Source organism: Paracoccus sp. S-4012 (assembly GCF_009674885.1).
Lineage (GTDB): Bacteria > Pseudomonadota > Alphaproteobacteria > Rhodobacterales > Rhodobacteraceae > Paracoccus.
On sequence record NZ_WKKA01000004.1, the window covers coordinates 229414 to 253507 of the forward strand.

Annotated in this window: 34 protein-coding genes and 3 pseudogenes; 18 read left to right on the plus strand and 19 right to left on the minus strand. The window is 68.8% G+C overall.

Annotated elements, in window-relative coordinates; translation table 11 throughout:
• Positions 1–105 precede the first annotated feature (105 nt).
• From GI374_RS07945 to GI374_RS07965, 7 genes and pseudogenes are all read left to right on the plus strand, one after another.
• A complete protein-coding gene (locus GI374_RS07945) occupies positions 106–813 on the plus strand; it encodes an alpha/beta fold hydrolase (protein ID WP_370515225.1) in 708 nt (235 codons plus the stop codon).
• 26 nt (positions 814–839) lie between these two features.
• Positions 840–2057 carry an acyl-CoA dehydrogenase family protein gene (locus GI374_RS07950; protein ID WP_154336488.1) on the plus strand — a complete coding sequence of 406 codons (1218 nt, stop codon included), beginning with the start codon at positions 840–842 and terminating at the stop codon, positions 2055–2057.
• Between the two features lie 51 nt (positions 2058–2108).
• Positions 2109–2474 carry a flavin reductase family protein gene (locus GI374_RS07955; RefSeq protein WP_229582929.1) on the plus strand — a complete coding sequence of 122 codons (366 nt, stop codon included), beginning with the start codon at positions 2109–2111 and terminating at the stop codon, positions 2472–2474.
• Between the two features lie 35 nt (positions 2475–2509).
• Positions 2510–2641 carry a hypothetical protein gene (locus GI374_RS19635; RefSeq protein ID WP_255453678.1) on the plus strand — a complete coding sequence of 44 codons (132 nt, stop codon included), beginning with the start codon at positions 2510–2512 and terminating at the stop codon, positions 2639–2641.
• Between the two features lie 36 nt (positions 2642–2677).
• On the plus strand, positions 2678–2812 hold the full coding sequence (locus GI374_RS19775) for a hypothetical protein (protein ID WP_370515230.1): 135 nt from the start codon (positions 2678–2680) through the stop codon (positions 2810–2812).
• 50 nt (positions 2813–2862) lie between these two features.
• Positions 2863–3515: pseudogene (locus GI374_RS07960) on the plus strand (dioxygenase).
• A gap of 1 nt (position 3516) precedes the next feature.
• A complete protein-coding gene (locus GI374_RS07965; protein ID WP_154336489.1) occupies positions 3517–3849 on the plus strand; it encodes a hypothetical protein in 333 nt (110 codons plus the stop codon).
• A 5-nt stretch (positions 3850–3854) separates the two neighbouring features.
• Here GI374_RS07965 and GI374_RS07970 read toward each other — a convergent pair whose 3' ends face one another.
• Entirely contained in the window at positions 3855–4805 is a 951-nt protein-coding gene (locus GI374_RS07970; protein WP_154336490.1) for a LysR family transcriptional regulator, read from the minus strand.
• Between the two features lie 153 nt (positions 4806–4958).
• On the opposite strand from GI374_RS07970, the gene GI374_RS19125 reads away from it, so the two are divergent.
• The 9 genes and pseudogenes from GI374_RS19125 to GI374_RS19135 form a co-directional block, all read left to right on the plus strand.
• Positions 4959–5108 (plus strand): hypothetical protein, encoded by a 150-nt coding sequence (locus GI374_RS19125; protein ID WP_229582931.1) that lies wholly within the window; start codon positions 4959–4961, stop codon positions 5106–5108.
• Positions 5109–5153: 45 nt separating this feature from the next.
• Positions 5154–5726: pseudogene (locus tag GI374_RS07975) on the plus strand (FAD-dependent monooxygenase); the annotation flags it as partial.
• Positions 5727–5787: 61 nt separating this feature from the next.
• Positions 5788–5973, plus strand: a complete 186-nt coding sequence (locus tag GI374_RS19780) for a hypothetical protein (protein WP_370515226.1) — start codon at positions 5788–5790, stop codon at positions 5971–5973.
• A gap of 85 nt (positions 5974–6058) precedes the next feature.
• The gene (locus GI374_RS07980; RefSeq protein ID WP_154336491.1) at positions 6059–7279 is read left to right on the plus strand and encodes an amino acid ABC transporter substrate-binding protein; all 1221 of its coding nucleotides are present in this window, start codon (positions 6059–6061) and stop codon (positions 7277–7279) included.
• 61 nt (positions 7280–7340) lie between these two features.
• Entirely contained in the window at positions 7341–8213 is an 873-nt protein-coding gene (locus GI374_RS07985) for a branched-chain amino acid ABC transporter permease (RefSeq protein WP_154336492.1), read from the plus strand.
• A complete protein-coding gene (locus GI374_RS19130) occupies positions 8210–8350 on the plus strand; it encodes a hypothetical protein (protein WP_229582934.1) in 141 nt (46 codons plus the stop codon). The genes GI374_RS07985 and GI374_RS19130 overlap by 4 nt, the downstream gene beginning before the upstream one ends.
• A 27-nt stretch (positions 8351–8377) precedes the next feature.
• Complete coding sequence (locus GI374_RS07990) at positions 8378–9172, plus strand: branched-chain amino acid ABC transporter permease (protein WP_370515229.1); 795 nt, start codon at positions 8378–8380, stop codon at positions 9170–9172.
• Positions 9165–9899 (plus strand): ABC transporter ATP-binding protein, encoded by a 735-nt coding sequence (locus tag GI374_RS07995; protein ID WP_154336493.1) that lies wholly within the window; start codon positions 9165–9167, stop codon positions 9897–9899. Before GI374_RS07990 ends, GI374_RS07995 begins: the two co-directional genes overlap by 8 nt.
• A gap of 55 nt (positions 9900–9954) precedes the next feature.
• Positions 9955–10319, plus strand: a pseudogene (locus GI374_RS19135) (ATP-binding cassette domain-containing protein); the annotation flags it as partial.
• Between the two features lie 312 nt (positions 10320–10631).
• Here the strand turns inward: GI374_RS19135 and GI374_RS08005 are convergent.
• The 3 genes from GI374_RS08005 to GI374_RS08015 all read right to left on the minus strand — a co-directional run bounded on the left by GI374_RS08005 (position 10632) and on the right by GI374_RS08015 (position 14351).
• Entirely contained in the window at positions 10632–11375 is a 744-nt protein-coding gene (locus GI374_RS08005; RefSeq protein WP_154336494.1) for a YebC/PmpR family DNA-binding transcriptional regulator, read from the minus strand.
• Positions 11376–11655: 280 nt separating this feature from the next.
• On the minus strand, positions 11656–13434 hold the full coding sequence (locus GI374_RS08010; RefSeq protein ID WP_154336495.1) for an SLC13 family permease: 1779 nt from the start codon (positions 13432–13434) through the stop codon (positions 11656–11658).
• 107 nt (positions 13435–13541) lie between these two features.
• On the minus strand, positions 13542–14351 hold the full coding sequence (locus GI374_RS08015) for a TIGR00282 family metallophosphoesterase (RefSeq protein WP_154336496.1): 810 nt from the start codon (positions 14349–14351) through the stop codon (positions 13542–13544).
• 189 nt (positions 14352–14540) lie between these two features.
• On the opposite strand from GI374_RS08015, the gene GI374_RS08020 reads away from it, so the two are divergent.
• Entirely contained in the window at positions 14541–14747 is a 207-nt protein-coding gene (locus GI374_RS08020; RefSeq protein ID WP_154336497.1) for a cold-shock protein, read from the plus strand.
• A gap of 115 nt (positions 14748–14862) precedes the next feature.
• Here the strand turns inward: GI374_RS08020 and GI374_RS08025 are convergent, their stop codons facing one another.
• The 4 genes from GI374_RS08025 to rplO form a co-directional block, all read right to left on the minus strand.
• The gene (locus GI374_RS08025; RefSeq protein WP_229582936.1) at positions 14863–15453 is read right to left on the minus strand and encodes a glutathione S-transferase family protein; all 591 of its coding nucleotides are present in this window, start codon (positions 15451–15453) and stop codon (positions 14863–14865) included.
• Positions 15454–15512: 59 nt separating this feature from the next.
• A complete protein-coding gene (locus GI374_RS08030) occupies positions 15513–16196 on the minus strand; it encodes an adenylate kinase (RefSeq protein WP_154336498.1) in 684 nt (227 codons plus the stop codon).
• 55 nt (positions 16197–16251) lie between these two features.
• Entirely contained in the window at positions 16252–17628 is a 1377-nt protein-coding gene (secY, locus tag GI374_RS08035) for a preprotein translocase subunit SecY (RefSeq protein ID WP_154336499.1), read from the minus strand.
• 104 nt (positions 17629–17732) lie between these two features.
• Complete coding sequence (gene rplO / locus GI374_RS08040) at positions 17733–18224, minus strand: 50S ribosomal protein L15 (RefSeq protein ID WP_154336500.1); 492 nt, start codon at positions 18222–18224, stop codon at positions 17733–17735.
• A 195-nt stretch (positions 18225–18419) separates the two neighbouring features.
• Between rplO and GI374_RS08045 the strand changes: the two genes are divergently transcribed.
• Positions 18420–19529, plus strand: coding sequence for an FUSC family protein (locus GI374_RS08045; protein WP_154336501.1), 1110 nt, complete (start codon positions 18420–18422; stop codon positions 19527–19529).
• A 39-nt stretch (positions 19530–19568) separates the two neighbouring features.
• Here the strand turns inward: GI374_RS08045 and rpmD are convergent, their stop codons facing one another.
• From rpmD to rpmC, 11 genes are all read right to left on the minus strand, one after another.
• Complete coding sequence (gene rpmD / locus GI374_RS08050; RefSeq protein WP_154336502.1) at positions 19569–19754, minus strand: 50S ribosomal protein L30; 186 nt, start codon at positions 19752–19754, stop codon at positions 19569–19571.
• Position 19755: 1 nt separating this feature from the next.
• A complete protein-coding gene (gene rpsE, locus GI374_RS08055; RefSeq protein WP_154336503.1) occupies positions 19756–20370 on the minus strand; it encodes a 30S ribosomal protein S5 in 615 nt (204 codons plus the stop codon).
• 114 nt (positions 20371–20484) lie between these two features.
• Entirely contained in the window at positions 20485–20844 is a 360-nt protein-coding gene (gene rplR, locus GI374_RS08060) for a 50S ribosomal protein L18 (RefSeq protein ID WP_154336504.1), read from the minus strand.
• Positions 20845–20857: 13 nt separating this feature from the next.
• Positions 20858–21391: a 50S ribosomal protein L6 gene (rplF, locus tag GI374_RS08065; RefSeq protein WP_154336505.1), complete on the minus strand. Its 534-nt coding sequence runs from the start codon at positions 21389–21391 to the stop codon at positions 20858–20860.
• 16 nt (positions 21392–21407) lie between these two features.
• Entirely contained in the window at positions 21408–21803 is a 396-nt protein-coding gene (rpsH, locus tag GI374_RS08070; RefSeq protein ID WP_154336506.1) for a 30S ribosomal protein S8, read from the minus strand.
• 13 nt (positions 21804–21816) lie between these two features.
• The gene (gene rpsN / locus GI374_RS08075; protein ID WP_154336507.1) at positions 21817–22122 is read right to left on the minus strand and encodes a 30S ribosomal protein S14; all 306 of its coding nucleotides are present in this window, start codon (positions 22120–22122) and stop codon (positions 21817–21819) included.
• A gap of 21 nt (positions 22123–22143) precedes the next feature.
• Positions 22144–22704: a 50S ribosomal protein L5 gene (rplE, locus tag GI374_RS08080; protein ID WP_154336508.1), complete on the minus strand. Its 561-nt coding sequence runs from the start codon at positions 22702–22704 to the stop codon at positions 22144–22146.
• Positions 22704–23009 (minus strand): 50S ribosomal protein L24, encoded by a 306-nt coding sequence (rplX, locus tag GI374_RS08085; protein WP_154336509.1) that lies wholly within the window; start codon positions 23007–23009, stop codon positions 22704–22706. The genes rplE and rplX overlap by 1 nt, the downstream gene beginning before the upstream one ends.
• Positions 23009–23377 (minus strand): 50S ribosomal protein L14, encoded by a 369-nt coding sequence (gene rplN, locus GI374_RS08090; RefSeq protein ID WP_154336510.1) that lies wholly within the window; start codon positions 23375–23377, stop codon positions 23009–23011. The genes rplX and rplN overlap by 1 nt, the downstream gene beginning before the upstream one ends.
• 63 nt (positions 23378–23440) lie before the next feature.
• On the minus strand, positions 23441–23692 hold the full coding sequence (gene rpsQ / locus GI374_RS08095) for a 30S ribosomal protein S17 (RefSeq protein ID WP_154336511.1): 252 nt from the start codon (positions 23690–23692) through the stop codon (positions 23441–23443).
• Positions 23693–23707: 15 nt separating this feature from the next.
• A complete protein-coding gene (rpmC, locus tag GI374_RS08100) occupies positions 23708–23914 on the minus strand; it encodes a 50S ribosomal protein L29 (RefSeq protein ID WP_154336512.1) in 207 nt (68 codons plus the stop codon).
• Positions 23915–24094: the final 180 nt, after the last annotated feature.

A 24094-nucleotide genomic window follows, 5' to 3' on the forward strand; every position in this document is an offset into this window, starting at 1 on the left:
GCCGGGCGGGGTGCCCCCAGGAACAGCGGCCAATGGCCCGCGCGGTCTGAACGACCGCGCGCGAGGGAGCACGACGAGGGGACAAGGGGAGCAAGATGCAGTTCGGTGCTGTTCCTGCACGGCGCCTCGACGCTCGAGGAGTTCGACTTCGCCCAAGGGTTGGCCGACCGCTTCCGCGTGCTGCTGCCCAGCCACCCGGGCATGGGCCATTCCGGCGATGCGGCGCAGGTCGCCGACATGCACGACATCATCGTCCATTACCTCGACCTGCTCGACGCGCTCGACCTGCCCGAACAGCCGCATCTGATCGGCTTCTCGATGGGCGGCTGGATCGCCACGCAGCTTGCCGCGGTGGCGCGGGACCGTTTCGACTGGGTCGTGCTGATGGCGCCGGCCGGGCTGAACGATCCGGCGCATCCGGCGACCGACCTCGGCTCCATCGCGCCGCAGGATTTCCCCGGCCACCTCGCCCATGACGTGACCGTGGCGCTGCGCTACTTCCCCGACGGCTCCGACCCGGCCGCCGCCAAGGCCTTCGGCGTCGCGCGGGGCCGCGAGGCGGACCTCGTCGGGCGCCTCTGCGCGCAGCACGGCATGGGTCATCCGAACCTGCGCCGGTTCCTCAAGCGCATCACCAACCCGACCCTAGTCGTCTGGGGGACCGAGGACCGGCTGCTGCCCGCGGGCCAGGCGCCGCTCTGGGTCGAGGCGCTGCCGAATGCGCGCCTGCTGACGGTCGAAGGCGTCGGCCACCTGATCGCGCAGGAGCGGCCCGAGACGCTGCAACAAATCGGCGACTTGCTCGCCGCCTGAAATCCATCCCGAGGAGGAGGATGACCATGAACATGCCGCTGAGCCGTCACCCCTATTGGGGCCAGACCGCCGACCACCGGGCGCTGCTGAAGCAGATCGCCGAGATCGGCCCGCAGCTCGACGCCAATGCCGAGGGCGACGCCCGCGGCGAACTCTCGCCCGAGAGTTTCGCGCTGCTCGAGCCGCTGCGCCTCGGCTCGGCCCTCGTCTCGGAGGCGATGGGCGGCATGCAGCTGCCGCCGACGCAGGTGATCGAACTGCTCGAGGCCGTGACCTACCATTCCGGCTCGGCCGGCTGGGTGTCGATGGTCCATGCCGGGATCGGCGCCATGTCGGCCGCCTTCCTGCCCGACGCGGCCGTCGAGCGGCTCTACAACAAGGGCACCGATCACCGTTTCTCGGGCCTCGGCGCGCCGATGGGGATGCTGAAGAAGGTCGAGGGCGGCTACCGCCTTTCCGGCAAGTGGGGCTTCGGCTCGGGCTTCAGCCACGCCACCTACACCCACAGCGGCTGCTTCATCGACGACGGCACCGGCAAGCCGCTGATGGAGGACGGCGCGCCGGTCGTCATGTGCGCCCATGCGCCGATCCCCGAGCATACGCAGATCGGCAACTGGGACGTGATGGGCCTCAAGGGCACCGGCTCGATCGACTACACCGCCGAGGACGTCTTCATCCCCGAGGATCTGGTCTACCGCGTCATCGCGATCGAGGCGCAGCGCCAGAAGGAGCTGAACGGCATCGGCCTGATTGGCATCGCCTCGCTGGGGCACACCAGCTGGGCCATGGGCGCCTCGCGCCGGATGCTGGACGAGATCGCGGGGTTCGCGCGCACGAAGTCGGGCCGCGCCGGGCTGCTGGGCGAGAGCGAGAAGTTCTGGTTCGACTACGGCCGGGCCGAGGCCAGCGTCCGCGCCGCCCGCGCCTTCGCCATGGAGGTCTGGGGCGACATCGAGGCCATGGTCGAGCGCGGCGAGACCGCCGGCACCCGCGAGGTCAGCCTCATCCATCTCGCCAAGTCCGAGGTCCACGAGGCCGGCGAATCCGCCTGCAACTTCGCCTATCGCGCGGCGGGCAGCGCCGGGCTGCGACGCGGCGTGATCCAGCGGGTGTTCCGCGACATGATGGTGGCGGTGAACCATATCACCATCGCCCCGCATATCGTGGCCAATGCCGGACGCGAGGTCGGCGGGCTCTGGACCGACCGGACCTGGCAACTCTACGACCTCGTCCCCAACAAGTGACGCGCGGGGCCGGTCCCAGGACCGGCCCGCCCCCCCGACCGGAGGCCAGCCATGACGCGAGCCAATCCCGTGCAGATGCCGCATGACGACCTCACCACCGCCTTCCGCGAGGCGTTCCGCGTGCATCCGGCGGGCGTGGCGATCGTGACGGCCGAGACGGAGGCGGGGCCGGTGGCGCTGACCATCAGCTCGCTCATCTCGGTCAGCGCGGCGCCGCCAATCGTGGCCTTCTCGCTCTCGGAACGGACCTCGACCAGCCAGCGGGTGCTGAACGCCGAGACGGTGGTGATCCACCTCGCCCGCCGCGCCGACCTGCCACTGGCGCAACTCGGCGCTACAGGCGGCGCCGACCGTTTCGGGCCGGGCGTCGAATGGGAACGCCTCTCCTCCGGCGAGCCGCGCTACAGCGCCGTCTGACGTGGTTCCGCGCCCGCCTGCGCGGCACCCTGCCGATGGAGGGCGCGACGCTGGTCGCCGCAGAATCGCTGAAGGACACCGTCGCCCCTGCGGGGACGCGGCCCGATTACGACACGCTCGTCTATCTCGACCGCCGCTGGCACCGCCTGCACCCGATCGAGGACTGACCCCTGCCCGCGCGCGCGCCGCAAGGACCGATGCCCATGAGCTACTTCACCGAAGAAAACTCCGTCGAGACCGTCAACGCCCGCATGGGCGCCGAGACCGACCTGCGCCTGCGCGAGGTCATGGCCGCCCTCGTGCGGCACCTGCACGCCTTCGCCGTGGAGGTGAACTGACGCAAGCCGAGTGGGAATACGGCATCGACTTCCTGACCCGCACCGGCCAGATCAGCTCGGGCGAGCGGCAGGAGTTCATCCTGCTCTCGGACGTCCTCGGCTTCTCGATGCTGGTGGACGCGATCAACAACCGCCGTCCGCCGGGCGCGACCGAGAACACCGTCTTCGGCCCCTTCCACGTCGCGAACGCGCCGATCCGCTCGATGGGCGACACCATCTCGCTCGACGGCGAGGGCGAGGCTTGCCTGTTCGAGGGCCGGGTGCTGGACCTCGACGGCAACCCGGTCGAGGGGGCGATGCTCGATGTCTGGTCGGACAACGCCGACGGCTTCTACGACGTGCAGCAGCCGGGCATCCAGCCGAAGTGGAACAATCGCGGCCGCTTCGTGACGGGGCCGGACGGGCGCTACGCCTTCCGCGGCATCAGGCCGGTCAGCTACCCGATCCCGGACGACGGCCCGTGGGCCAGATGGTCGGCCATCTCGGCCGCCACCCCTACCGCCCCGCGCATATGCACTACCTCGTGACCGCGCCGGGCTACCAGAAGCTGGTCACGCATACCTTCGTCGGCGGCGACGCCTACCTCGGCTCGGACGCGGTCTTCGGCGTCAAGGAGACGCTGGTCGCCCCCTACGAGCGGCTCGAGGGCCACAACACCCTCTGGCGCTCGCCCTTCGATTTCGTGCTGCTGAAGGACGCCTGAGATGCCGAACGTGAAGCTCTTCGTGAACGAGACGCACTTCGCCACCGCGCGCGAGCCGCTGCGGCAGGCCCTGCCCGCGATGCGCGAGATGCTCTGCGCGCGGCTGCAGGTCGATCCGGCCGCCTGCCAGCTGGCCGTGATCGAGGCTTCCGGCCCGGAGGACCAGCCGCCCGTCAATGCCGAGCTGATGCTGCTGCCCGCAACCGCGCGCACGCCCGAGACGCTGCGCGCGACGGGGGCCGAACTGCGGGCGATGGTCGAGAAAGCGGCCGGGCTGCATGCGGCGGTGCGCTTCATCACGCTCGACCCCGCCACCTACATCGCGATGAAATAAGGGGCTCAGCCGCGCTGCCGGACCACCTGAAGGTCATGGTCGATGCGGTTCTGCAAACGATGAAACTCGCTCACGAGAAAGCTCACGAACTGCCTGAGGCCGGGCTGCATGGCGCGGTCCGCCGCGGTCATCAGGCCGAGCTGGCGGTCGGGATGCTCGATCCTCAGCGGCAGCACGTCGATCTGCATCCGCTGGCGGGCGAGGAACACGACCGAGTAGGGCAGCACGGTGAGCGAGTCCGAGCCTGCCAGCACCGACAGGATCGAGGCCAGCGTGCCGGCCGAGAAGCCGATGCGGAACTCCTCGCGGCCGATGGACTTCACCGCCCGCTGAAGGTCGCGGAACAGCGGACTGTCGGAAGGCGGCGCGATCCAGGTCTGGCTGTCGATGTCGCTGAACGTGATGCCCTTGCGCCGGGTCAGCGGATGGCCCGCGCGGCAGGCGATCACGTTGCGCCCCGCGAGAAGCGGCACGAAGTCCATGCCCTCGGGCACCTGCGTCGGATGCAGCGGCAGGATCGCGAGGTCGAGGCTGCCGTTGCGCAGGCTCGCCGTCAGCGCCTCGGCGTAGCCGTAGCTCTGCTCGATCTCGAGGCCGCCGGAGCGGTTCTGGAAGTCGGCCACGATCGTGGAGACGACGCCGTCCATGAAGAAGGGCGACCCGCCCACGCGCAGCCGCCCGGCCTGTCCCTGCTGGTAGCGGCGGATGAGCTGCCCGGCCTCCTGGTTCGCCGCACGGATGCGGCCGCCGAGGCGGGCGAGGTTCTGGCCCAGTTCGGTCGGGCGCAGCGGGCGGCGGCCCGGCTCGAACAATGGCAGGCCGACCCGGCTCTCCAGCAGCGCCATGCTGCGCGAGACCGAGGGCTGCGACTTGCCGAGCGCGGCGGCGCCTCCGGTGAGGCCGCCCTTCTCGACGATCACGGCCAAAATCTCGAGGTGTTCGCTGTCGATCTTCATAGCGCCGGGTCATATTGTCTTGGCGTAAACCGATCAATATCCGCCTTCGGCTGGGCTAAGCGCCAGTCAGGGGAGCGGAGGCAATCCCGGACTGACCGGCGCGCATGGTCGCGCGCCCTGTGGCCTCGTGCGGATGGTCCGGCCGTGGAACGAGTGGCTGATCGTCTGGGGCTACGACATCAACGCCCCGAGCCCGAGGTCACGCCCGAATTCGCCACCGGCGTCGCCCGCCAGCTGATCGGCGACCCGGAGCTCGAGATCGAGCTTCTGTCGGCAAACACCTGGACGGTGAACAACTTCTAGGCCACGCGGACCGCGAACGGGCGGGTCTTCTGCATCGGCGACGCGATCCACCGGCATCCGCCGTCGAACGGCCTTGGCTCGAACACCTCGATTCAGGACGCCTTCAACCTCGCCTGGAAACTGGCGATGGTGCTGAAGGGTCAGGCGGGCGAGCGGCTGCTCGAGAGCTACGACGTCGAGCGGGCTCCGGTGGCCAAGCAGATCGTGACCCGCGCCAACCGCTCGATCGGCGAGACCGGGCCGATCTTCGCCGCCCTCGGCATGGCCGAGGGGGTGGAGCCGGAGCAGATGCAGCGCAATCTCGAGGCGCGCACGCAGGGCACGCCCGAGGCCGAGGCGCAGCGCGAGGCGATCCGCAAGGCGATCGCCTGCAAGAAATACGAGTTCGACGCGCATGGCGTCGAGATGAACCACCGCTACGGCTCGGGCGCGGTGGTGACGGACGGGCAGATCGAGCCGGACTTCCAGCTCGACGCCGACCTCTATTACCAGCCGACCACCTGGCCCGGCGCGCGGCTGCCGCATGTCTGGCTGTTCCGGCACGACACGGGCGCGCAGGTCTCGACGCTTGACCTCTGCGGGCGCGGGCGCTTCACGCTGCTGACGGGGCTCGGCGGCGAGGCCTGGGTGGCAGCCGGGCGGGCCGTGGCGGACGAGTTGGGGATCGAGATCGCCACTCATGTCATCGGCCCCGCGGCGCGAGTTCATCGACCATTCGGGCGACTGGGCACGGGCCTCCGAGATCGGCGACAGCGGCTGCCTGCTGGTGCGGCCCGACCATCACGTCGCCTGGCGCGCGCCCTCGCTTTCCGACGCGCCGGAGGCGGAGCTGCGCCGGGTGCTGCATGAGGTGCTGGCCCGCTGAGGCCGCAGGAACACGCGCGGGCGGCGGGCCTCGGGAGGCCCGCCGCCCACCACGAAAACGACGAACGGACCACTGGGAGGACTACATGAAGACCACAAGACGCACCATTCTCGTCTCGGCGGCCAGCCTCGGCCTGTTGGCCGGCCTCGGCGTCAGCCTCGCCGCCGCGCAAGACGCCGCGGAGCCGGTCAAGATCGGCTATGCCATCTCGCTCACCGGCCCGAACGCGGGCGGCGCGGGTACCACGGTGCTGCCGAACTACCGGCAGTGGGTCGATCAGCTGAACAAGCAGGGCGGGCTGAAGGTCGGCGACGAGTTGCGTCCGGTGGAGGTGATCGAATACGACGACCGCTCGAACTCGGAAGAAGCGGTGCGCGCGGTCGAGCGGCTCATCAACCAGGACCAGGTGGACATCCTGCTGCCGCCCTGGGGCACGGCGCTGAACCTCGCGGTGGGGCCGCTCTTCGACCGGCACGGCTACATCATGCCGACCGCGACCTCGATCACGGACCGCGCCCCCGACCTGATCGAGCGCTGGCCGAACGCCTTCCTGCTGTCGGGCACCGCGGCCTCCTGGGCCGAGCCGGTGGTCGAGCTGATGGCCGAGGCGCGCGAAGCCGGGCATATCGACAGTGACGTGGCGATGATCTCGGTCGCCGACGCCTTCGGCATCGACCTCGCCGCCGCGGCGCGCAAGGCCTTCGCCGATCATGGCTTCAACCTCGTCCTCGACCAGACCTACCCGGTCGGCACGCAGGATTTCTCGTCGATCCTGGCGCAGGCCGGCGACACCAAGGCCTTCGCCGCCTTCAGCTATCCGCCGGACACCATCGCCATCACCGAGAACGCGCGGCTGCACGGCTTCAACCCGGCGGTCATGTATGTCGGCATCGGCGGCGCCTTCCCGATGTTCACCGACCGCTTCGGCGAGGCCGCGAACACGCTGCTGACGCATGGCGGCCTCAACGTCGCGGACCGGCGGACGCAGGACTACATTGCGCTGCACGAGGAGGTTCTGGGCCAGCGTCCCGACAGCGCCGGGTCGATCGTGACCTATGCCGCGCTTCAGGCGATGGAGCAGGCGATCGAGCGCACCGGCAGCCTCGAGGGCGACGTGGTGGCCGAGGAGATGAAGACCGGCACCTTCGACACCGTGCTGGGCGAGATCAACCTCGGCTCGCAGATGATGCCGGGCATCTTCAAGGCCGGGCAGATCCAGGACGGCTGGGTCGTCGGCCTCGGGCCGGAGGACGCGGAAGGCCGCGGCGAGTTCATCATGCCGAAGGCCCCCTGGCCCGCGAACTGATATCAAAGGGGGCGTGCGGGTCCATCGCCCGCCCCCGCGTTTCTTCCGAAGGGTTAACACCATGTTCGTCAACGCACTCCTCAGCGGCCTGACGCTCGGCGGGGTCTCTGCGCTGGTGGCGCTGGGGCTGACGATCCAGTACGGCGTGTCGCGCACCATGAACCTCGGCTTTGGCGAGATGCTGATCGCCTCGTCCTTCACCGCCTTCGTCATCTTCGGCACGCTGGGCACCAGCCCTTACATCCTCGCGCTGGCGATCCTGCCGCTGGGCTTCGGCCTCTCGTGGCTGGTCTATCGCGTCATGCTGATGCCGCTGGTGCGCCGGGCGAAGACCGGCATGGCGCTCAAGATCGACAGCATGCTGCTGACCTTCGGCCTCCTCTTCGCGCTCAAGGGCGTGCTGCTGCTGGTCTTCGGCGGCAACTACACGAGCTATTCCTACCTCGCCGTGCCGGTGCAGGTGCTGGGCGAGACCGTCGCGCTGAACCGCCTGCTCTCCTTCGTCGCCGCGGTGCTGGTCGGCGTCCTCGCCTACTGGCTGCTGATGCGGACCCGGACCGGCACGGCGCTGCGGGCGGTCGCGGTCGATCCGGTGGGCGCGCGGCTCGTCGGCATCGACGTGACCTGGGCCGCGGGCCTGGCCTTCGCCATCGGCGGCGGGATCGCGGCGCTCTGCGGGGTGCTGATCTCGACCTACATGACCTTCACCGCCGAAATGGGCGTCGTCTTCACCATGAAGGCGCTGATCGTCGTCATCATGGCCGGCGTCGGCCACATCACCGGCGCGCTGGTCGTCGGCCTTGCCTTCGGGCTGATCGAGGCCTTCGTCGCCGCCTACCTCGACCCCGGCCTCACCATCGCGGTGGTCTACGGCGTGTTCCTGATCGCGCTGCTCGTCCGTCCCGCCGGCATCTTCGGAAAGGTGGCACGATGACCAGCCGCTCTCCCCTGCCCTACATCCTGATCGTCGCGGCTTTCGGCGCCCTCGCCTTCTTGCCGCAGGTGGCCTCGAGCTATCAGCTGGCCTTCGTCATCGGCCTGCTGAACTACGCCGTGCTGGCGACGGCCTGAGGCCTCTTCTCCGGGCCAACGCGCTACATCTCGCTGGCCAGCGTCGTGTTCTTCGGCGTCGGCTGCTACACGGTCGCGGTGCTGGGCGAGGCGATGCCGTGGATCGCCGTGCTGGTGGTCGCCGCCCTGATCGGCGGCCTGCTGGCCCTTGTCGTCGGCCTCGCCACGCTGCGCCTCGCGGGCATCTATTTCGTGATCTTCACCTTCGGCCTCGCCGAACTCGTCCGCCAGCTCGTCACCTGGTACGAGGTCAACGTCACCGCCTCCGTCGGCCGCTACGTCTTCCTCGACGTGACCCAGCCGCAGATCTTCTGGCAGCTTCTCGCGCTGCTCGCGGCGGTGCTGGTGGGCGCGGTCGCGCTGCAACGCTCGCGCCTCGGCTTCGCGCTGCGGGTGATCGGCGGGCACGAGACGATGGCGCGGCATTTCGGGCTGAACCCGACCTCCGCCAAGCTCGCCCTCTTCGTCGGCACCTCGGTCATCATGTCGCTCGCGGGTGCGATCATGGCGCCGCGCTGGACCTATATCGACCCGGCGATCGCCTTCAACTCGACGCTCTCGTTCCAAGTGGTCATCATGGCGCTCCTCGGCGGCATGCACCGCATCTGGGGTCCGCTACTCGGCGCGGTGCTGATGTCGTTCCTGTTCGAGGCGCTCGGCGCGCGCTTCCCGCAGGCCTTCTCGCTGCTGCTGGGCCTCGTCTTCATCGTCATCGTCTACCTGCTGCCCTACGGCATCGTCGGCCGAGTCGAGGACCTCCTCGCCCGCCTGCGCCGCGAGCCCGAACCCGCCCGACTCCGCCCGGAGAACGCCCATGAGTGACCCGATCCTGCGCCTGCAAGACGTCCGCAAGACCTTCGGCGGGCTCGTCGCCGTCAGCGACGTGAGCTTCGACGTGATGCGGGGCGAGATCCTCGGCCTCATCGGGCCGAACGGCTCGGGCAAGACGACGACCATGAACCTGATCTCCGGGGCCTTCCCGCTGACCCGCGGGACGATCACGCTCGAGGGCGAGACGATCTCGGGCCTGCCCGCGAACCGGGTGGCGCGGAAGGGCATCGCCCGGACCTTCCAGCTGCTGCGCCTCATCGACGACATGACCGTGACCGAGAACGTGGCCGTCGGCCTGGCCTTCCGTCCCGGCCAGCCGTGGAACGCCGACCTGGTCACCCGCTGCCGGCGCTATCTCGACGTGGTCGGCCTCGCCGCAAAGGCCGAGTGGGAGGTCGCGAAGCTCACCTATATCGACCAGAAGCGGCTGGAACTTGCCCGTGCCTTGGCGATGGAGCCGAAGGTGCTGCTGCTGGACGAATGGCTGGCCGGGCTGAATGCGACCGAGCTTCTGTCGGGCATCGAGATCATCCGCAACATCAGCAATCTCGGCGTGACGATCATCATGGTCGAGCATGTGATGTCGGCCATCCACTCGCTCTGCGACCGCTGCGTGGTGATGAACGCCGGCGCGAAGATCGCCGAGGGCACGCCCGCCGCGGTCCTGACCGACCCGCATGTGGTTGAGGCCTATCTGGGGGAGCCGCACCATGCTTGACGTATCGGGCCTGTCGGTCAGCTACGGCCGCCACCTCGCGCTCGAGAATGCCGCGATGACGGTCGCTGAGGGCGAGATCGTGGTCGTCCTCGGCTCCAACGGCGCGGGCAAGTCCACGCTCATCAAGGCGATCACCGGCCTCGTCGCGCCCCATCCCGGCGCGCGGATCGACCTCGACGGGCGGGACCTCGGCCGCCTGCCGGCGCACAGGATCGTGGAGGCCGGAATCGCCCTCGTTCCCGAGGGGGGCACCTGTTCCGCACGCTCACGGTCTCGGAGAACCTCGCGCTGGGCGCCTTCATGCCCCGCACCCGCGCCAAGGCCGACGAGAGCCTCGAGCGCGCGTTCGAGGTCTTCCCCAAGCTCAAGCAGCGCATGACCCAGATCGCCGGCACCATGAGCGGCGGCGAGCAGCAGATGGTGGCGATCGGGCGGGCGATGATGACCTGCCCGAAGCTGCTGCTGCTGGATGAGCCGTCGCTCGGCCCCTCGCCGCTGCTGACGAGCGAGCTTTTCCGCGCGCTGCCGGGCATCGCCGCAGCCGGGACGGGCGTGCTGCTGGTCGAGCAGAACTCGCACCACAGCCTCGCCATCTCCGACCGGAGATACCTGCGGTCATCACCGGCCAGGGCACGGCGGCCGAGTTGCTGGAGAGCGAGGACGTGCAGAAGGCCTATCTGGGGATGTAGGCCGCCGGGCGCTCCCGCGGCGCGGGGGCGCCCCGGTCGAAGGTCACAGCCGCGCCGCGACGTCCTCCGAGATGTCGAAGTTCCCCGTCACGGTCTGGACGTCGTCGTCGTCCTCCAGCGTCTCGATCAGCCGCATCAGCTTCTGCGCCTGCTCCAGATCGGTGATCTCGGCCGGCGCCTGCGGCTTCCAGATCAGCTTGGCGCTCTCGCTCTCGCCAAGGCTCGCCTCGAGCGCGGTCGAGACCTCGGCCAGTTCGGTGTCGGAGGTGGTGATCCAGTGGCCCTCGTCGTCGCTCTCGACGTCCTCGGCCCCGGCCTCGAGCGCGGCCATCATCACCGTGTCGGCGTCGCCGGCCGAGGCGGGATAGACGATTTCACCCTTGCGCTCGAACATGAAGGCGACCGAGCCGGTCTGGCCGAGGTCGCCGCCATGCTTGGCGAAGGTCGAGCGCACGGTCGAGGCGGTGCGGTTGCGGTTGTCGGTCATCGCCTCGACGATGATCGCCACGCCCGCGGGGCCGTAGCCCTCGTAACGGATCTCCTCGTAGTTCTCGGCATCGCCGCCCTGCGACTTCTTGATCGCGCGGTCAATCACGTCCTTGGGCATGGAGTTCGACTTCGCCTCCTTCACTGCGAGGCGCAGGCGGGCGTTCTTGTCGGGGTCCGGGTCGCCCATCCGGGCGGCGACGGTGATCTCCTTGGAGAGCTTGGAGAACAGCTTCGAGCGCAGCTTGTCCTGCTTGCCCTTGCGGTGCTGGATGTTGGCCCATTTGGAGTGGCCGGCCATGAAAACCTCGCGGGGTCTGTTGGGCCGGAGCGGAAGGGGGCGGCGGCCCGGAAATGGGGTTGGCGGGTGTGTTTAGCGGGGCGCGGGGGCGCGATCAAGGTGGAGCGGGGAAGCCTCCCGCGTCCGCAAATGGGACCCTGTGCCCATTTGCGTGCACCGTTAGCCAAGGGAGGACCGATCCGCCCCGCGGATCGGTCAGCGTCCGCCCTGCCCCCGACGGACGCTTCGCGTCCACCAGGGCCGACGCTGCCCGCTGTCCCGACAACGCGGGCGACAGGCCTCAGAGCGGGAAGAACAACGGGATCACCAGGCAGGCCGTGATCGCCGTCACCAGATCCAGCGGGATGCCCAGCCGCAGGAAATCGGTGAAGCGGTATCCTCCCGGCCCGTAGACCATCATATGCGTCTGGTAGCCGATCGGCGTCGCGAAGGCGACCGAGGCCGAGAACATCACCGCCACGACATAGGCGCGCGGGTCGTGGCCGAGCCGGAGCGCGAGTTCGATCGCGATCGGCGTCAGGATCACCGCCACCGCGTTGTTCGACAGCAGCTCGGTCATGAACAGGCCGAGCAGATAGACCGCGACCAGCGTCCAGAAGGCCGGCAGTCCGCCGAGGAACGGCTCGACCGCGTCCACGATCAGCGCCACCGCGCCGGTGTGGTCGAGCGCCGCGCCGACGACCAGCATGCCGAAGATCATCGCCAGCAACCGCGCGTCGATGGCCTCGAAGGCCTCCTCGGGATCGACACAGCCCGCGATCAGGACCACCGCGCAGGCCACCGCCGCGAGGGCCAGGATGGGCGCCACGTCGAAGGCGGCGAGGATCACGACCGACAGCAGCGCCACGACCGCGATCGGCGCCTTGCGGCGGCGGAACGCCTTGGCCGCGGGCTGCGCCACGTTCACGAGGTCCATGTCCGCCGCCAGCCGCGCGATGTCCTCGGGCGCGCCCTCGAGCAGCAGCGTGTCGCCGACCCGCACCTCCAGGTCGTCGAGCTGGCGGCCGATGTTCTGGTTGCGGCGATGCGCGGCCAGCACATAGACGCCGTAGCGGCGGCGCAGGCGCAGGTCGCCCAGACGCCGCCCGATCATCCGCGCGCCGGGCGAGATCAGCACTTCCACCGTCGAGGTCGCCACCGACGAAAGCTTGTCAACAAGCTGGAAGTCGGGCGATTCCTGCATCTCCAGCAGGTCGGCCATCTCGGTCCTGAGGACCACGCGGTCGCCCGGCTCCAGCACCACCTCGGCGAGGTTGCGCCGCAGCGAGGCGTCGCCGCGCAGCACGTCCACGGCCCGCACCGCGTCGCGCTTGAACATCCGCACCTCGGCCAGCGTCTGACCGATGAGGGCGCTGTCAGCCGGGACCGCGACCTCGGTGAAATACTTCATCTCGCGCCGTGGCCCGAGCAGCGAGGCCATCGAGCTGCGCTCGGGCAGCAGCCTGGGCCCGGCGATGGCGATGAAGAGGCCGCCGGTGACGCAGATGGCGAGGCCGATGGGGAAGATGTCGAAGATGCCGAAGGCGGGCATCCCCTGGCTCTGGACCACGCCGTCCACCAGCAGGTTCGTCGAGGTGCCGATCAGCGTGAGCATGCCGCCCATCACCGTGAAATAACTCAGCGGCATCAGCAGCTTGGACGCGGGAACGCCGGCGCTATGGGCGACCTGGATGACGATCGGGATCATCACCGCCACGACCGGGGTGTTGTTCATCACCCCCGAGGCCAGCATGACGAACACCATCAGCGCCGTAATGGTCAGGGCGGGCCTCGCTCCGGCGCGCCTGGCGATGCCGCGGCTCATGGCGTCGAGGCCGCCGGTGCGGAGCAGCGCGCCCATCAGAATGAACATGAAGGCGATGGTCCAGGGCGCGCTGTTGGACAGCACATCCACCGCGTCGGAATAGGGCACGAGGCCGAGGACCATCATCACCGCGGCGGTGCCGAGGGCGATTATTTCCGGCGGGTGCGTCTCGCGCAGGAACAGGACGAACATGACGCCGACGATGACCAGCGACGCCAACGCCCCGGCCTGACCGGCGATCTCGAAACCGAACATGAAGCACCCAAACGGCGGGCCGGTCGGGCAGCCCGTGGCGCTTCTACCGTTGCCGTGCGCCGGGGGGCAAGGGTGACACGCGCTGCAACCGTGGCGTTACGGCAAGATCAGCCCGTCGCCGCCAGCCGCCCGCCCTGGCGAATCGGGACCGCGCTGCGGGCGAGGCCGGTGCGGTCGTCGGTCTCGACCAGCAGGCCGCTGATCGTGGCCTCGCCCTCGGCGGGGGTGAAGCGGTCGCGCGCCATGCCGGTCAGAAACCGCCGCATCGGCTCGGCCTTCTCCATGCCGATGACGCTGTCGTAGTCGCCGCACATGCCGGCGTCCGACTGATAGGCGGTGCCGCGGTTGAGGATCATGGTGTCGGCGGTCGGCACATGGGTATGGGTGCCGACCACGAGGCTTGCCCGGCCGTCGCAGAAATGGCCGATCGCCATCTTCTCGGAGGTCGCCTCGGCGTGGAAGTCCACGACCGCCGCCTGCACCGCGCCGCCGAGGACATGGGTCTTCAGCACCGCGTCGAGGGCCGAGAAGGGGTCGTCGAAGGGCCGGCGCATGAACACCTGCCCGAGCGCCTGCGTGACCAGCACCTTGCGCCCGCGGGTCGCCTCGAACACCCGCGCACCGCGGCCGGGGGCCTCGCGGGCGAAGTTCAGGGGGCGGATGATGCGCGGCTCGGTCTCGGCCGCGGCCAGCATGTCCTTCTGGTCGAAGGCGTGGTCGCCCAGCGTCAGAACGTCCGCGCCCGCATCGAGCAGCAGCTTCGCATGCGCCGCCGTCAGCCCCATGCCGCCGGAGCTGTTCTCGGCATTCACCACGGCGAAATCGACGCCCAGCCGCGCGCGAAGCGGCCCGAGCCCATCGACGATGGCGCGGCGGCCCGCGCGGCCCATGACGTCGCCGAGGAAGAGGATACGCATGGACCGGGTTTAGGCGGCGTCCCGCCGCCGCTCAAGAGGGGACTTGTTTCCCCCCTGCGCCGCGCCTATGTGGACTTGGCTACGTTATCTCTGCTTCGATCTGTCTCCTTATGGCTACAGTCTCGAGTTTGATCTGACTGAGCCGGGCCGCCGCATCCTGCGGGCGGCATCCATGAAGGAGACTTCACGATGGCCAACGGCACCGTGAAATGGTTCAACGCCACCAAAGGCTTCGGCTTCATCCAGCCGGAAAGCGGCAAGCGCGACGTGTTCCTGCACATCTCGGCGATCGAGCGTGCGAACCTCGCCCCGCCGGCTGACGGGCAGGCCGTGACCTTCGACCTCGAGACCGGCCGCGACGGCCGCGAATCGGCGACGAACCTGCGTTACGTCTGAGCGACGCGAGCGCTTGGTCTGAGCGACGCGAGCGCTTGCGGAAGACGGGAAGGGGCGGTCATGGACCGCCCCTTTCGCATGGAGTGGGCCATCTCGGCGGCGAGGCCCTGCCGCCTCACTCGTCCCGGGGTTGACCGGTGAACACCGCCAGTTGCGCGTCGAAGGCACGCTTGAAAGCCGGGCGCGCCTCGCCGCGGACGACATAGGCGGAAAGGTTCGGATATTCCTCCAGCAGGCCCGAGCCCTCGAGCCTTTGGAGCGCGTGGATCATCAGGAGGTCGCCGGCGCTGAACCCGCCATCGAGCCAGTCGGCATCGCCAAGGCGATCGGATAGCTCGCCCAGCCGCTGACGGATGCGATCTTCGACGAGCGACAGGCGCTGCGCGGTCCAGGGCTGGTCGCCCTCCACCAGACGGGCCACCTCGCGCTCGAGGATGGGCGGCTCCACCGTGTTGAGTGCGGCGAACATCCAGGCGATTGCCCGCGCCCGAGCATTCGGATCGGCCGGCAGCAGTCCCGTATGACGCCCGGCGACATGGAGCACGATCGCCCCCGACTCGAACAGGACGAGATCGCCTTCCTCATAGGTCGGGATCTGCCCGAACGGATGCAGCGCCCGGTGCGCGGGCTCCTTCATCGCGCGGAAGGAGACGAGCCGAACCGCGTAGGGCTGGCCCACCTCCTCGAGCGCCCAGCGGACGCGCATGTCGCGCGCCAGCCCCTGCCCGCGATCAGGCGAGCGCTCGAAGGCTGTGATGGTCGGGATCACGCTGTGCGCTGTCCGGCGGGCGAAGCCGCCTCACCGTCGATCGCCGCGGCCATCGCCTCGGCCACCGCCTCGATCTCGGCCAGCCCGTCCACCGGGCGCAGGTTGCCCTTGCAGTAGTAGTAGCCGATCAGCGGCGAGGTCTTCTTGTAGTATTCCAGCAGCCGCGTCTTCAGCGCGTCCTCGTTGTCGTCGGGCCGCCGCCGCAGATCGGTCGAGCCGCAGACGTCGCATGTCCCCTCGACCTTCGTCGGCCGGGTCTTGTCGTGATAGACCTCGCCGCAGTTGCCGCAGGTGTAGCGGCCCGAGACCCGGTCCACGAGCGCCTCGTCATCCACCCGCATCTCGATCACCGCGTCGATCTGGCTGCCGGTCTCGGCCATCAGCGCGTCGAGCGCGTCGGCCTGCGGCAGGGTGCGGGGAAAGCCGTCGAAGATGAAGCCCTCGCCCTGCCCCGCCTCGATCTTCTCGCGGATCAGGCCGATCACGATCTCGTCCGTCACCAGCTGGCCGCGGTCCATGACCTCGGCCACCCGCTGGCCCATCTCGGTGCCGGAACTGCGCGCCTCGCGCAGCATGTCGCCCGTCGAGAGCTGGACCAGCCCGCGCTCCTCCACGAGACGGCGGGCCTGGGTGCCCTTGCCGGCGCCGGGCGGCCCCAGCAGGATGATGTTGACGGCCATGTCCCCTGTTCCCCCTCGTGATGAAAAGGGCCGGCGTTGACCGCCGGCCCCTGGATCAGCGCCGCGCCGGCGCGCGCTTCGGACGCGGCCCGCCGGTCCCGCCCTTGCGGCGGCCGCGCAGCTGCGACTTCTCGATCAGCGACTCGTATTGATGCGCCAGCAGATGGCTCTGGACCTGGTTGATGGTGTCCATGACCACCGAGACGACGATCAGCACCGAGGTCCCGCCGAGATAGAACGGCACCGAGAACTCCATGCGGATGAACTCCGGCAGCAGGCAGACGGCGGCGAGATAGGCCGAACCGATGACCAGCACCCGGTCCACGACGTAGCGCAGGTAGTCCTCGGTCCGCTTGCCGGGCCGGATGCCGGGGATAAAGCCGCCCTGGTTCTTCAGGTTGTCGGCCACGTCCTCGGATTTGAAGCTGACGTTGTGGGTGTAGAAATACGCGAAGAAGACGATCATCAGCGCGTAGAAGATCAGGTAGAGCGGCTGGCCCGGCCCGAAATAGGCCAGCAGCGTCCCCATCCAGCCCGCGGCCTGGTTGCCCGAGAAGGTCGCCACGGTGGTCGGCAGCAGCAGCAGCGAGCTGGCGAAGATCGCCGGGATCACGCCCGAGGGGTTCACCTTGACCGGCAGATGCGAGGACTGGCCCTCGTAGACCTTCATGCCGACCTGGCGGCGCGGATACTGGATGCGGATCTTCCGCAGCGCCCGCTCCATGAAGACGACGAAGGCGACGAGCGCGATGACGATCGCCAGCACCAGCACGATCGCCGGGGCCGAGACCGCGCCCGAGCGGCCCTGGCTGAGGAACTGCGCCACCGACTCGGGGATGTGGGCCACGATGCCCACGAAGATGATGAGGCTGATGCCGTTGCCGATGCCGCGAGCGGTGATCTGCTCGCCCAGCCACATCAGGAACATGGTCCCGCCGACGAGGGTGATGACCACGCTCGCCTGGAAGAACAGCCCCGGATTGGTGGCGAGGTCGCCCGCCTCGAGGCTGACCGCGAGGCCGTAGGCCTGGAACAGCGCCAGCAGCACCGTGCCGTAGCGGGTGTACTGGTTGATCTTCTTTCGGCCCTGCTCACCCTCTTTCTTCAGCTGCTCGAGCTGCGGCACCATCGAGGCCAGCAGCTGCACGATGATCGAGGCCGAGATGTAGGGCATGATGCCCAGCGCGAAGACCCCCATCCGGCCGAGCGCGCCGCCGGTGAACATCGACAGCATGCCGCCGATGCCCGACTGCGCCTGCTCCATGAAGTTCTGCAGCGCGACGCCGTCGATGCCGGGGACCGGGATATAGGTGCCGATCCGGTAGATGATCAGCAGGCCGAGGGTGAACCAGATCCGCTGCTTCAGCTCGGTCGCCTTGCCGAAGGCGCCCCAGCTGAGATTGGCGGCCATCTGTTCTGCGGCTGACGCCATGTGACATGCCTCTATCATGACAGCGCCGCCGGACCGGGCTCCCCGGTCGGCGGCGCTGGGAGTTGGCAGTTATCTAGGACCCGCGGAGGCGGGCCGCAACCGCTTTACTCGGCCACCGCATCGACGGCGGGCTCGGCTTTCGGCGCGGTGAGGGTCACGCGGCCCCCGGCGCGCTCGACCGCCTCGACGGCCGATTGCGATGCGCCCGCGACCGTCAGGTTCAACGCCGTGGTGAGCTCGCCCTTGCCGAGCAGGCGGATGCCGTCGCGCTTGCGGCGCACGACGCCCGCGGCGACCAGGCCGTCCTCGGTCACATCGCCCGCCGCCAGCTTGCCCGCATCCACGAAGGACTGCAGCTGGCCGAGGTTGACGACCACATATTCCTTGCGGTTCGGCTTGGTGAAGCCGCGCTTCGGCAGCCGCCGGTAGAGCGGCATCTGGCCGCCTTCATACCCGTTCAGCGCCACGCCCGAGCGCGAGGTTTGGCCCTTGATCCCGCGTCCGGCGGTCTTGCCCTTGCCCGAGCCGGGACCGCGCGCCACGCGCTTCTTCTTGCGGTTGGCGCCGGGATTGTCGTGGAGTTCGTGCAGTTTCATGTCGCTTCTCCTTGGCCGGAAGCGCCCCCGGAGCGACAAGGGGGCGGACACGGCATGTCTGAATGATGGCCCGGCCGAATCCGCGGCGGGACCAAGGGTCCCTAGAGGATGCCCCGGCGCGGGTCAAGTCGCGGCGGACAGTTGACAGGCAGGCCCGCCCCGGCCTCCACCTGAGGGAAGGCTGCGAGGCGGACAATGCGATTAAGCCGGGACGACATCGGGGTTTTTCTCCGCCACGAGTGGCGCGAGCTGGTCACCATCCGGGCCAGCGACCGGCCGTGGGAGATGCCGGTGGGCGCGGCGCTCGCGACCGGGCTGCCGATGCTCGCGGGCGCGGCCTGGGACTTGATGGGGGACGCGACGCTTGCCTCCATGGCGGGGCTGATCTTCGTCTACCTGCCGAGGACGCCGCTGCATCACCGCATGGTCACCATCATGGGCTGCGGGTTCGGCATGATCTGCTGCTTTGCCATCGGCGCCCTCTGCCAGCTCGTCCCCGTGGCGCGAGTGCCGGTGCTGGCGCTGCTGGCGACCGCGCTGACGATGCTCTGCCGCTACTTCCGCATCGGCCCGCCCGGCAACCTCTTCTTCATCATGGTGGCCGCGGTGGCGGCCTATGCACCCGCGGTGCTGGCCGATCTGCCCTACCGCATCGGCATCCTTGCGCTCGGCTGCATCAACGCGGCGGCGGTGGCGCTGATCTACAGCCTGCACGCGCTGCGCCGCCGCGCGGCCCTGCCGATCCCGCCGCCGCCCGAGCCGGATTTCGACGGTCTCTGGATCGACCCGGTCGTGATCGGCCTGGCGGTCGGGCTGTCGCTGGCCTTGGCGCAGGCCCTCGGCCTCGACAAGGCCTACTGGGTGGCGGTCAGCTGCCTCGCGGTCATGCAGGGGCTGTCGCTGCGCGCGGCCTGGAACCGCCATGTCCACCGGACGCTGGGCACCGCGATCGGCCTCGGGCTGACCTGGGTGCTGCTGAGCCTGCTGGCGGGCAACTGGGAGATCGCGCTCGCGCTGACGGCGCTGACCTTCCTGATCGAGACCGCCATCGTGCGCCACTACGGCTTCGCCGCCGTCTTCATCACGCCGCTGACGATCATCCTCGCCGAGGCGCCGAACCTCGGCGGCAACACCGCCGCGCTGATGGAGGCGCGGCTTCTCGACACGGTCCTGGGCACCAGCATCGGCTTCGCCGGCGCGGCCTGCCTGCACAGCCCGGCCTTCCGCCGCCGCTTCGGAGCGATGCTCAGGCGCCTGATCCCGGCGCGGTACCTGCCTCGCAGAACGAAAAAGCCCCGGCCATGACGGCCGGGGCTTCGTTCGCTCGGGCGAGAGGCCGAAACCTCAGCCCTTCTCCTCGACGATCACCGCCAGATGCGGGATCGCGGCCACCATGCCGCGCACCGCGGGCGTGTCCTCGAGCTCGCGGGTACGGTTCATCTTGTTTAGGCCGAGGCCCTTCAGCGTATCGCGCTGCGACTTGGGGCGGCGGATCGGGCTGCCGATCTGCTTCACGACGATGGTCGCCATCTCAGGCCTCCATCACTTGGGCCGAGGTCGCGGTCGCGTCCGTGCCCTGCTGGTTTTCCGGCGCGCGGTCCTGCGTCGGCAGGATGTCCGCGACCTTCTTGCCGCGGCGCTGCGCGACCGAGCGGGGCGAGTTGTTGGCCTTGAGGCCGTCCATCGTCGCCCGGATCATGTTGTAAGGGTTCTGCGAACCCAGCGATTTCGCCACCACGTCCTGCACGCCGAGCATCTCGAAGATGGCGCGCATCGGGCCGCCGGCGATGATGCCGGTCCCCGGAACCGCGGTCCGCATCACCACCCGGCCGGCGCCGTGACGGCCCTCGACGTCGTGATGCAGCGTGCGGCCGTCGCGCAGCGGCACGCGGATCAGCCCGCGCTTGGCCTGCTCAGTCGCCTTGCGGATCGCCTCGGGCACTTCCTTGGCCTTGCCCTTGCCGAAGCCGACGCGGCCGCGCTGGTCGCCGACGACGACGAGCGCCGCGAAGCCGAAGCGCTTGCCGCCCTTCACGGTCTTGCTGACGCGGTTGATCGCGACCAGACGATCGGCGAACTCAGGGTTCTCCTCGCGCCGGTCGTCACGGCGTCCGCCGCCACCCCGGCGATTGTCACGTTCTGCCATGCGGCATTCCTCTCGATCTGGCGCATCGCGCCGGTCATAGCCGATCCAGGTGGGCCGCGCGCCAAAGCCGCGGCCCCCGGATCATCGGGGTGGCGCGAACGCCACCCGCATCCATCAGAACTTCAGCCCACCCTCGCGCGCGGCGTCGGCCAGAGCCTTCACCTTGCCGTGGAACAGGAACCCGCCGCGGTCGAAGACGACTTCCTCGACCCCCGCCGCCTTCGCCCGCTCGGCGATCATGGCGCCGATCCGGGCCGCCGCCTCGACGTTGTTCTTGCCGACGAGGCCGAGGTCCTTCTCGAGCGTCGAGGCCGCAGCCAGCGTCCGGCCCCCGACATCGTCGATCAGCTGCACGCTGATGTTCTTGTTGCTGCGATGGACGGAGAGGCGCGGGCGCCCGTCCGACATCGCCTTCAGCTTGTTCCGCACGCGCAGGCGGCGCTTCTGGAACAGCTCTCTCTTGTTCAGTGCCATTGCTCTTGCGCCCTTACTTCTTCTTGCCTTCCTTGCGGAAGACCTGCTCGCCCTTGTAGCGGATGCCCTTGCCCTTGTAGGGCTCCGGCTCGCGCCACTCGCGGATGTTGGCGGCGACCTGGCCGACCTGCTGCTGGTCGATGCCCTCGACGATGATCTCGGTCTGCTTGGGCGCGGTGATCGTCACCCCGTCCGGCGTCTCGAAGTTCACGTCGTGGCTGTAGCCCAGCTGCAGCTTCAGGGTCTTGCCCTGCATCTGCGCGCGGTAGCCGACGCCCTGGATCTCCAGCTCCTTGCGGAAGCCGGTGGTGACCCCGGTGACGAGGTTCTCGACCATGCTGCGGGTCAGGCCCCACTGCTGGCGCGCCCGCTTGGACGTGCCACGCGGGCTGACCGTCACGGCGCTGTCGGCGACCGCGAGGGTCACGTCATCCGTGGCGGTGAAGCTGCGGGTGCCTTTCGGACCCTTCACCTCGATGGTCTGGCCGTTGATGTTGGCCGTGACGCCCTGAGCGAGCGGGACGGGCCGTTTGCCGATACGCGACATGCTTGCCTTCCCTTCCTCAGAACACGGTGCAGAGGACTTCGCCGCCGACATTGGCGTTGCGGGCCGCTGCATCCGTCATGACGCCCTTGGGCGTCGACACGATCGAGACGCCGAGGCCGTTGCGGACCTGCGGGATCTCGCGGGCGCCGGCATAGACCCGGCGGCCCGGCTTGCTGACCCGCGCGATCTCGCGGATCACCGGGGCGCCGTCGAAGTATTTCAGGCTGATCTCAAGCTCGTCATGGCCGCCGGCGGTCACGCGCTCGTAGCCGCGGATGTAGCCCTCGGCCTGAAGCACGTCGAGCACCCAGGCCCGGATCTTGGAGCTGGGCGAGCGGACCGTGGACTTGCCGCGCAGCTGGGCGTTGCGGATCCGGGTCAGCATGTCGCCGAGAGGGTCGTTCACCATCATATCCCGTCCTCCCTCACCAGCTCGATTTCACGAGGCCGGGGATCTGTCCCTGGCTGCCCAACTCGCGCAGCATGATCCGGCTGAGCTTGAGCTTGCGGTAATAGGCGCGCGGGCGCCCGGTCAGTTCGCAGCGGTTGTTGAGCCGCGTGGCCGAGCTGTTGCGCGGCAGTTCGGCCAGCTTCAGCGTCGCCTTGAAGCGCTCTTCCATCGGAAGCTCGCGGTTCTCGATCACGGCGTTCAGCTCGGCGCGCTTGGCGGCATACTGGGCCACCATGCGCTCACGCTTCTTCTGCCGTTCGATCATGGATTTCTTCGCCATGTGCTTTCTATCCCCTCGCGATCAGCTGCTGAACGGCATGTTGAACTGCTTCAACAGCGCCTTCGCTTCCGCGTCGGTCTTCGCGGTGGTCACGATGATGATGTCCATGCCGAGCACTTCGTCGACCTTGTCGAAGTTGATCTCGGGGAACACGATCTGTTCCTTCAGGCCCATGGCGTAGTTGCCGCGACCGTCGAACGAGCTGCCCTTCACGCCGCGGAAGTCGCGGACACGGGGCAGCGCGATGTTGATGAGCCGGTCGAGGAACTCGTACATGCGGGCGCCGCGCAGCGTCACCTTGGTGCCGAGCGGCATCTCCTCGCGGACCCGGAAGCCGGCGATCGAGTTCTTGGCCTTGGTGATGACGGCCTTCTGGCCGGCGATCAGGGTGAGTTCGTCGGCCGCCTGGCGCACCTTCTTGGTGTCCTTGACCGCCTCGCCGACACCCATGTTCAGCACGATCTTCTCGAGCCGGGGGATCTGCATGTCGTTCTTGTAGCCGAACTCTTCCTTGAGGGCGGCGCGGGCCGTCTCGCGGTAGAACGCCTTGAGGCGCGGCGTGTAGGTCGCTTGATCCAGCATCAGATCACGTCTCCCGTGGTCTTGGCGAAGCGCACCTTGGTCTCGCCCTCCATGCGGAAGCCGACGCGGGTGGGTTTGCCGTTGGCGTCGATCAGCGCCAGGTTCGACAGGTCGATCGGCATCGCCTTCGGGATGCGACCGCCCTGGCTGCTCTGCGACTGGCGGGTGTGGCGGATCGCCATGTTCACGCCGTCCACGACCGCCTTGTTGTCCTTGGGCATGACCTGCGTGATCTCGCCCTGCTGGCCCTTGTCCTTGCCGGTCAGCACGATCACGCGGTCGCCCTTGCGAAGCTTCGCAGCCATCACAGCACCTCCGGCGCCAGCGAGATGATCTTCATGAAGTTCTTGCCGCGCAGCTCGCGCACGACCGGCCCGAAGATACGGGTGCCGATCGGCTCGCCCTGGTTGTTCAGGATCACGGCCGCATTGCCGTCGAAGCGGATCGAGGTGCCGTCCTCGCGCGTCACTTCCTTGGCGGTGCGGACGACGACGGCCTTGCGGACGTCGCCCTTCTTCACGCGGCCGCGCGGAATCGCCTCCTTGACCGACACCACGATGATGTCGCCCACGGACGCATAGCGGCGGTGCGAGCCGCCGAGAACCTTGATGCACTGCACCCGGCGCGCGCCGGAGTTGTCAGCGACATCCAGATTCGTCTGCATCTGGATCATTTGTCAGTCTCCCGACCTATGGGGACAGGCTCCCGCCTGCCCCAGGGTTTCTGGGGATCGTGGTCAGGCGGTCGCTTGCGCGGCCTCCTCCGTCACCACGGTCCAGCGTTTCGTCTTCGAGATCGGCGCGCATTCCATGATGCGGACGCTGTCGCCGGTCTTGAACTGGTTCTGGGCGTCATGGGCCCGGTATTTCTTGGACGAGCGGACGATCTTGTGCAGCACCGGATGCTTGAAGCGGCGCTCGACCAGGACGGTGATCGTCTGGTCGTTCTTGTCGCTGGTCACGGTGCCTTGCAGGATGCGGCGGGGCATGGGGCGCTCTCCCTCTTATTCCGAAGCCGCGGCGGCGGCCGCCTGCTGGTTCAGCACGGTCTTCACACGCGCCACGTCACGGCGCACGACGCGCATCCGCGCGGTCGAGGCCAGCTGCCCGGTCGCCTGCTGGAAGCGGAGGTTGAACGCCTCCTTCTTCAGCGCCAGAAGCTGCTGGCGCAGCTCCTCGGGCGTCTTGGTCGTCAGTTCCTGCGCTTTCATGCGCCTTCCTTTCAACATCACCGGAGAGCCCCTGTCGCGCAGGGCCACCCTGATTCCCGGTGGAGTTCGAGATGAAGGCCTGCCCATAGTGCCTTCGGGCCGGGGCGGCAAGCAGAAAAAGGAGGGGGCGCTGCCCCCGTCGCGCTTTGCGCGACTCCCCCGGGATATTTCGGTCAAGGC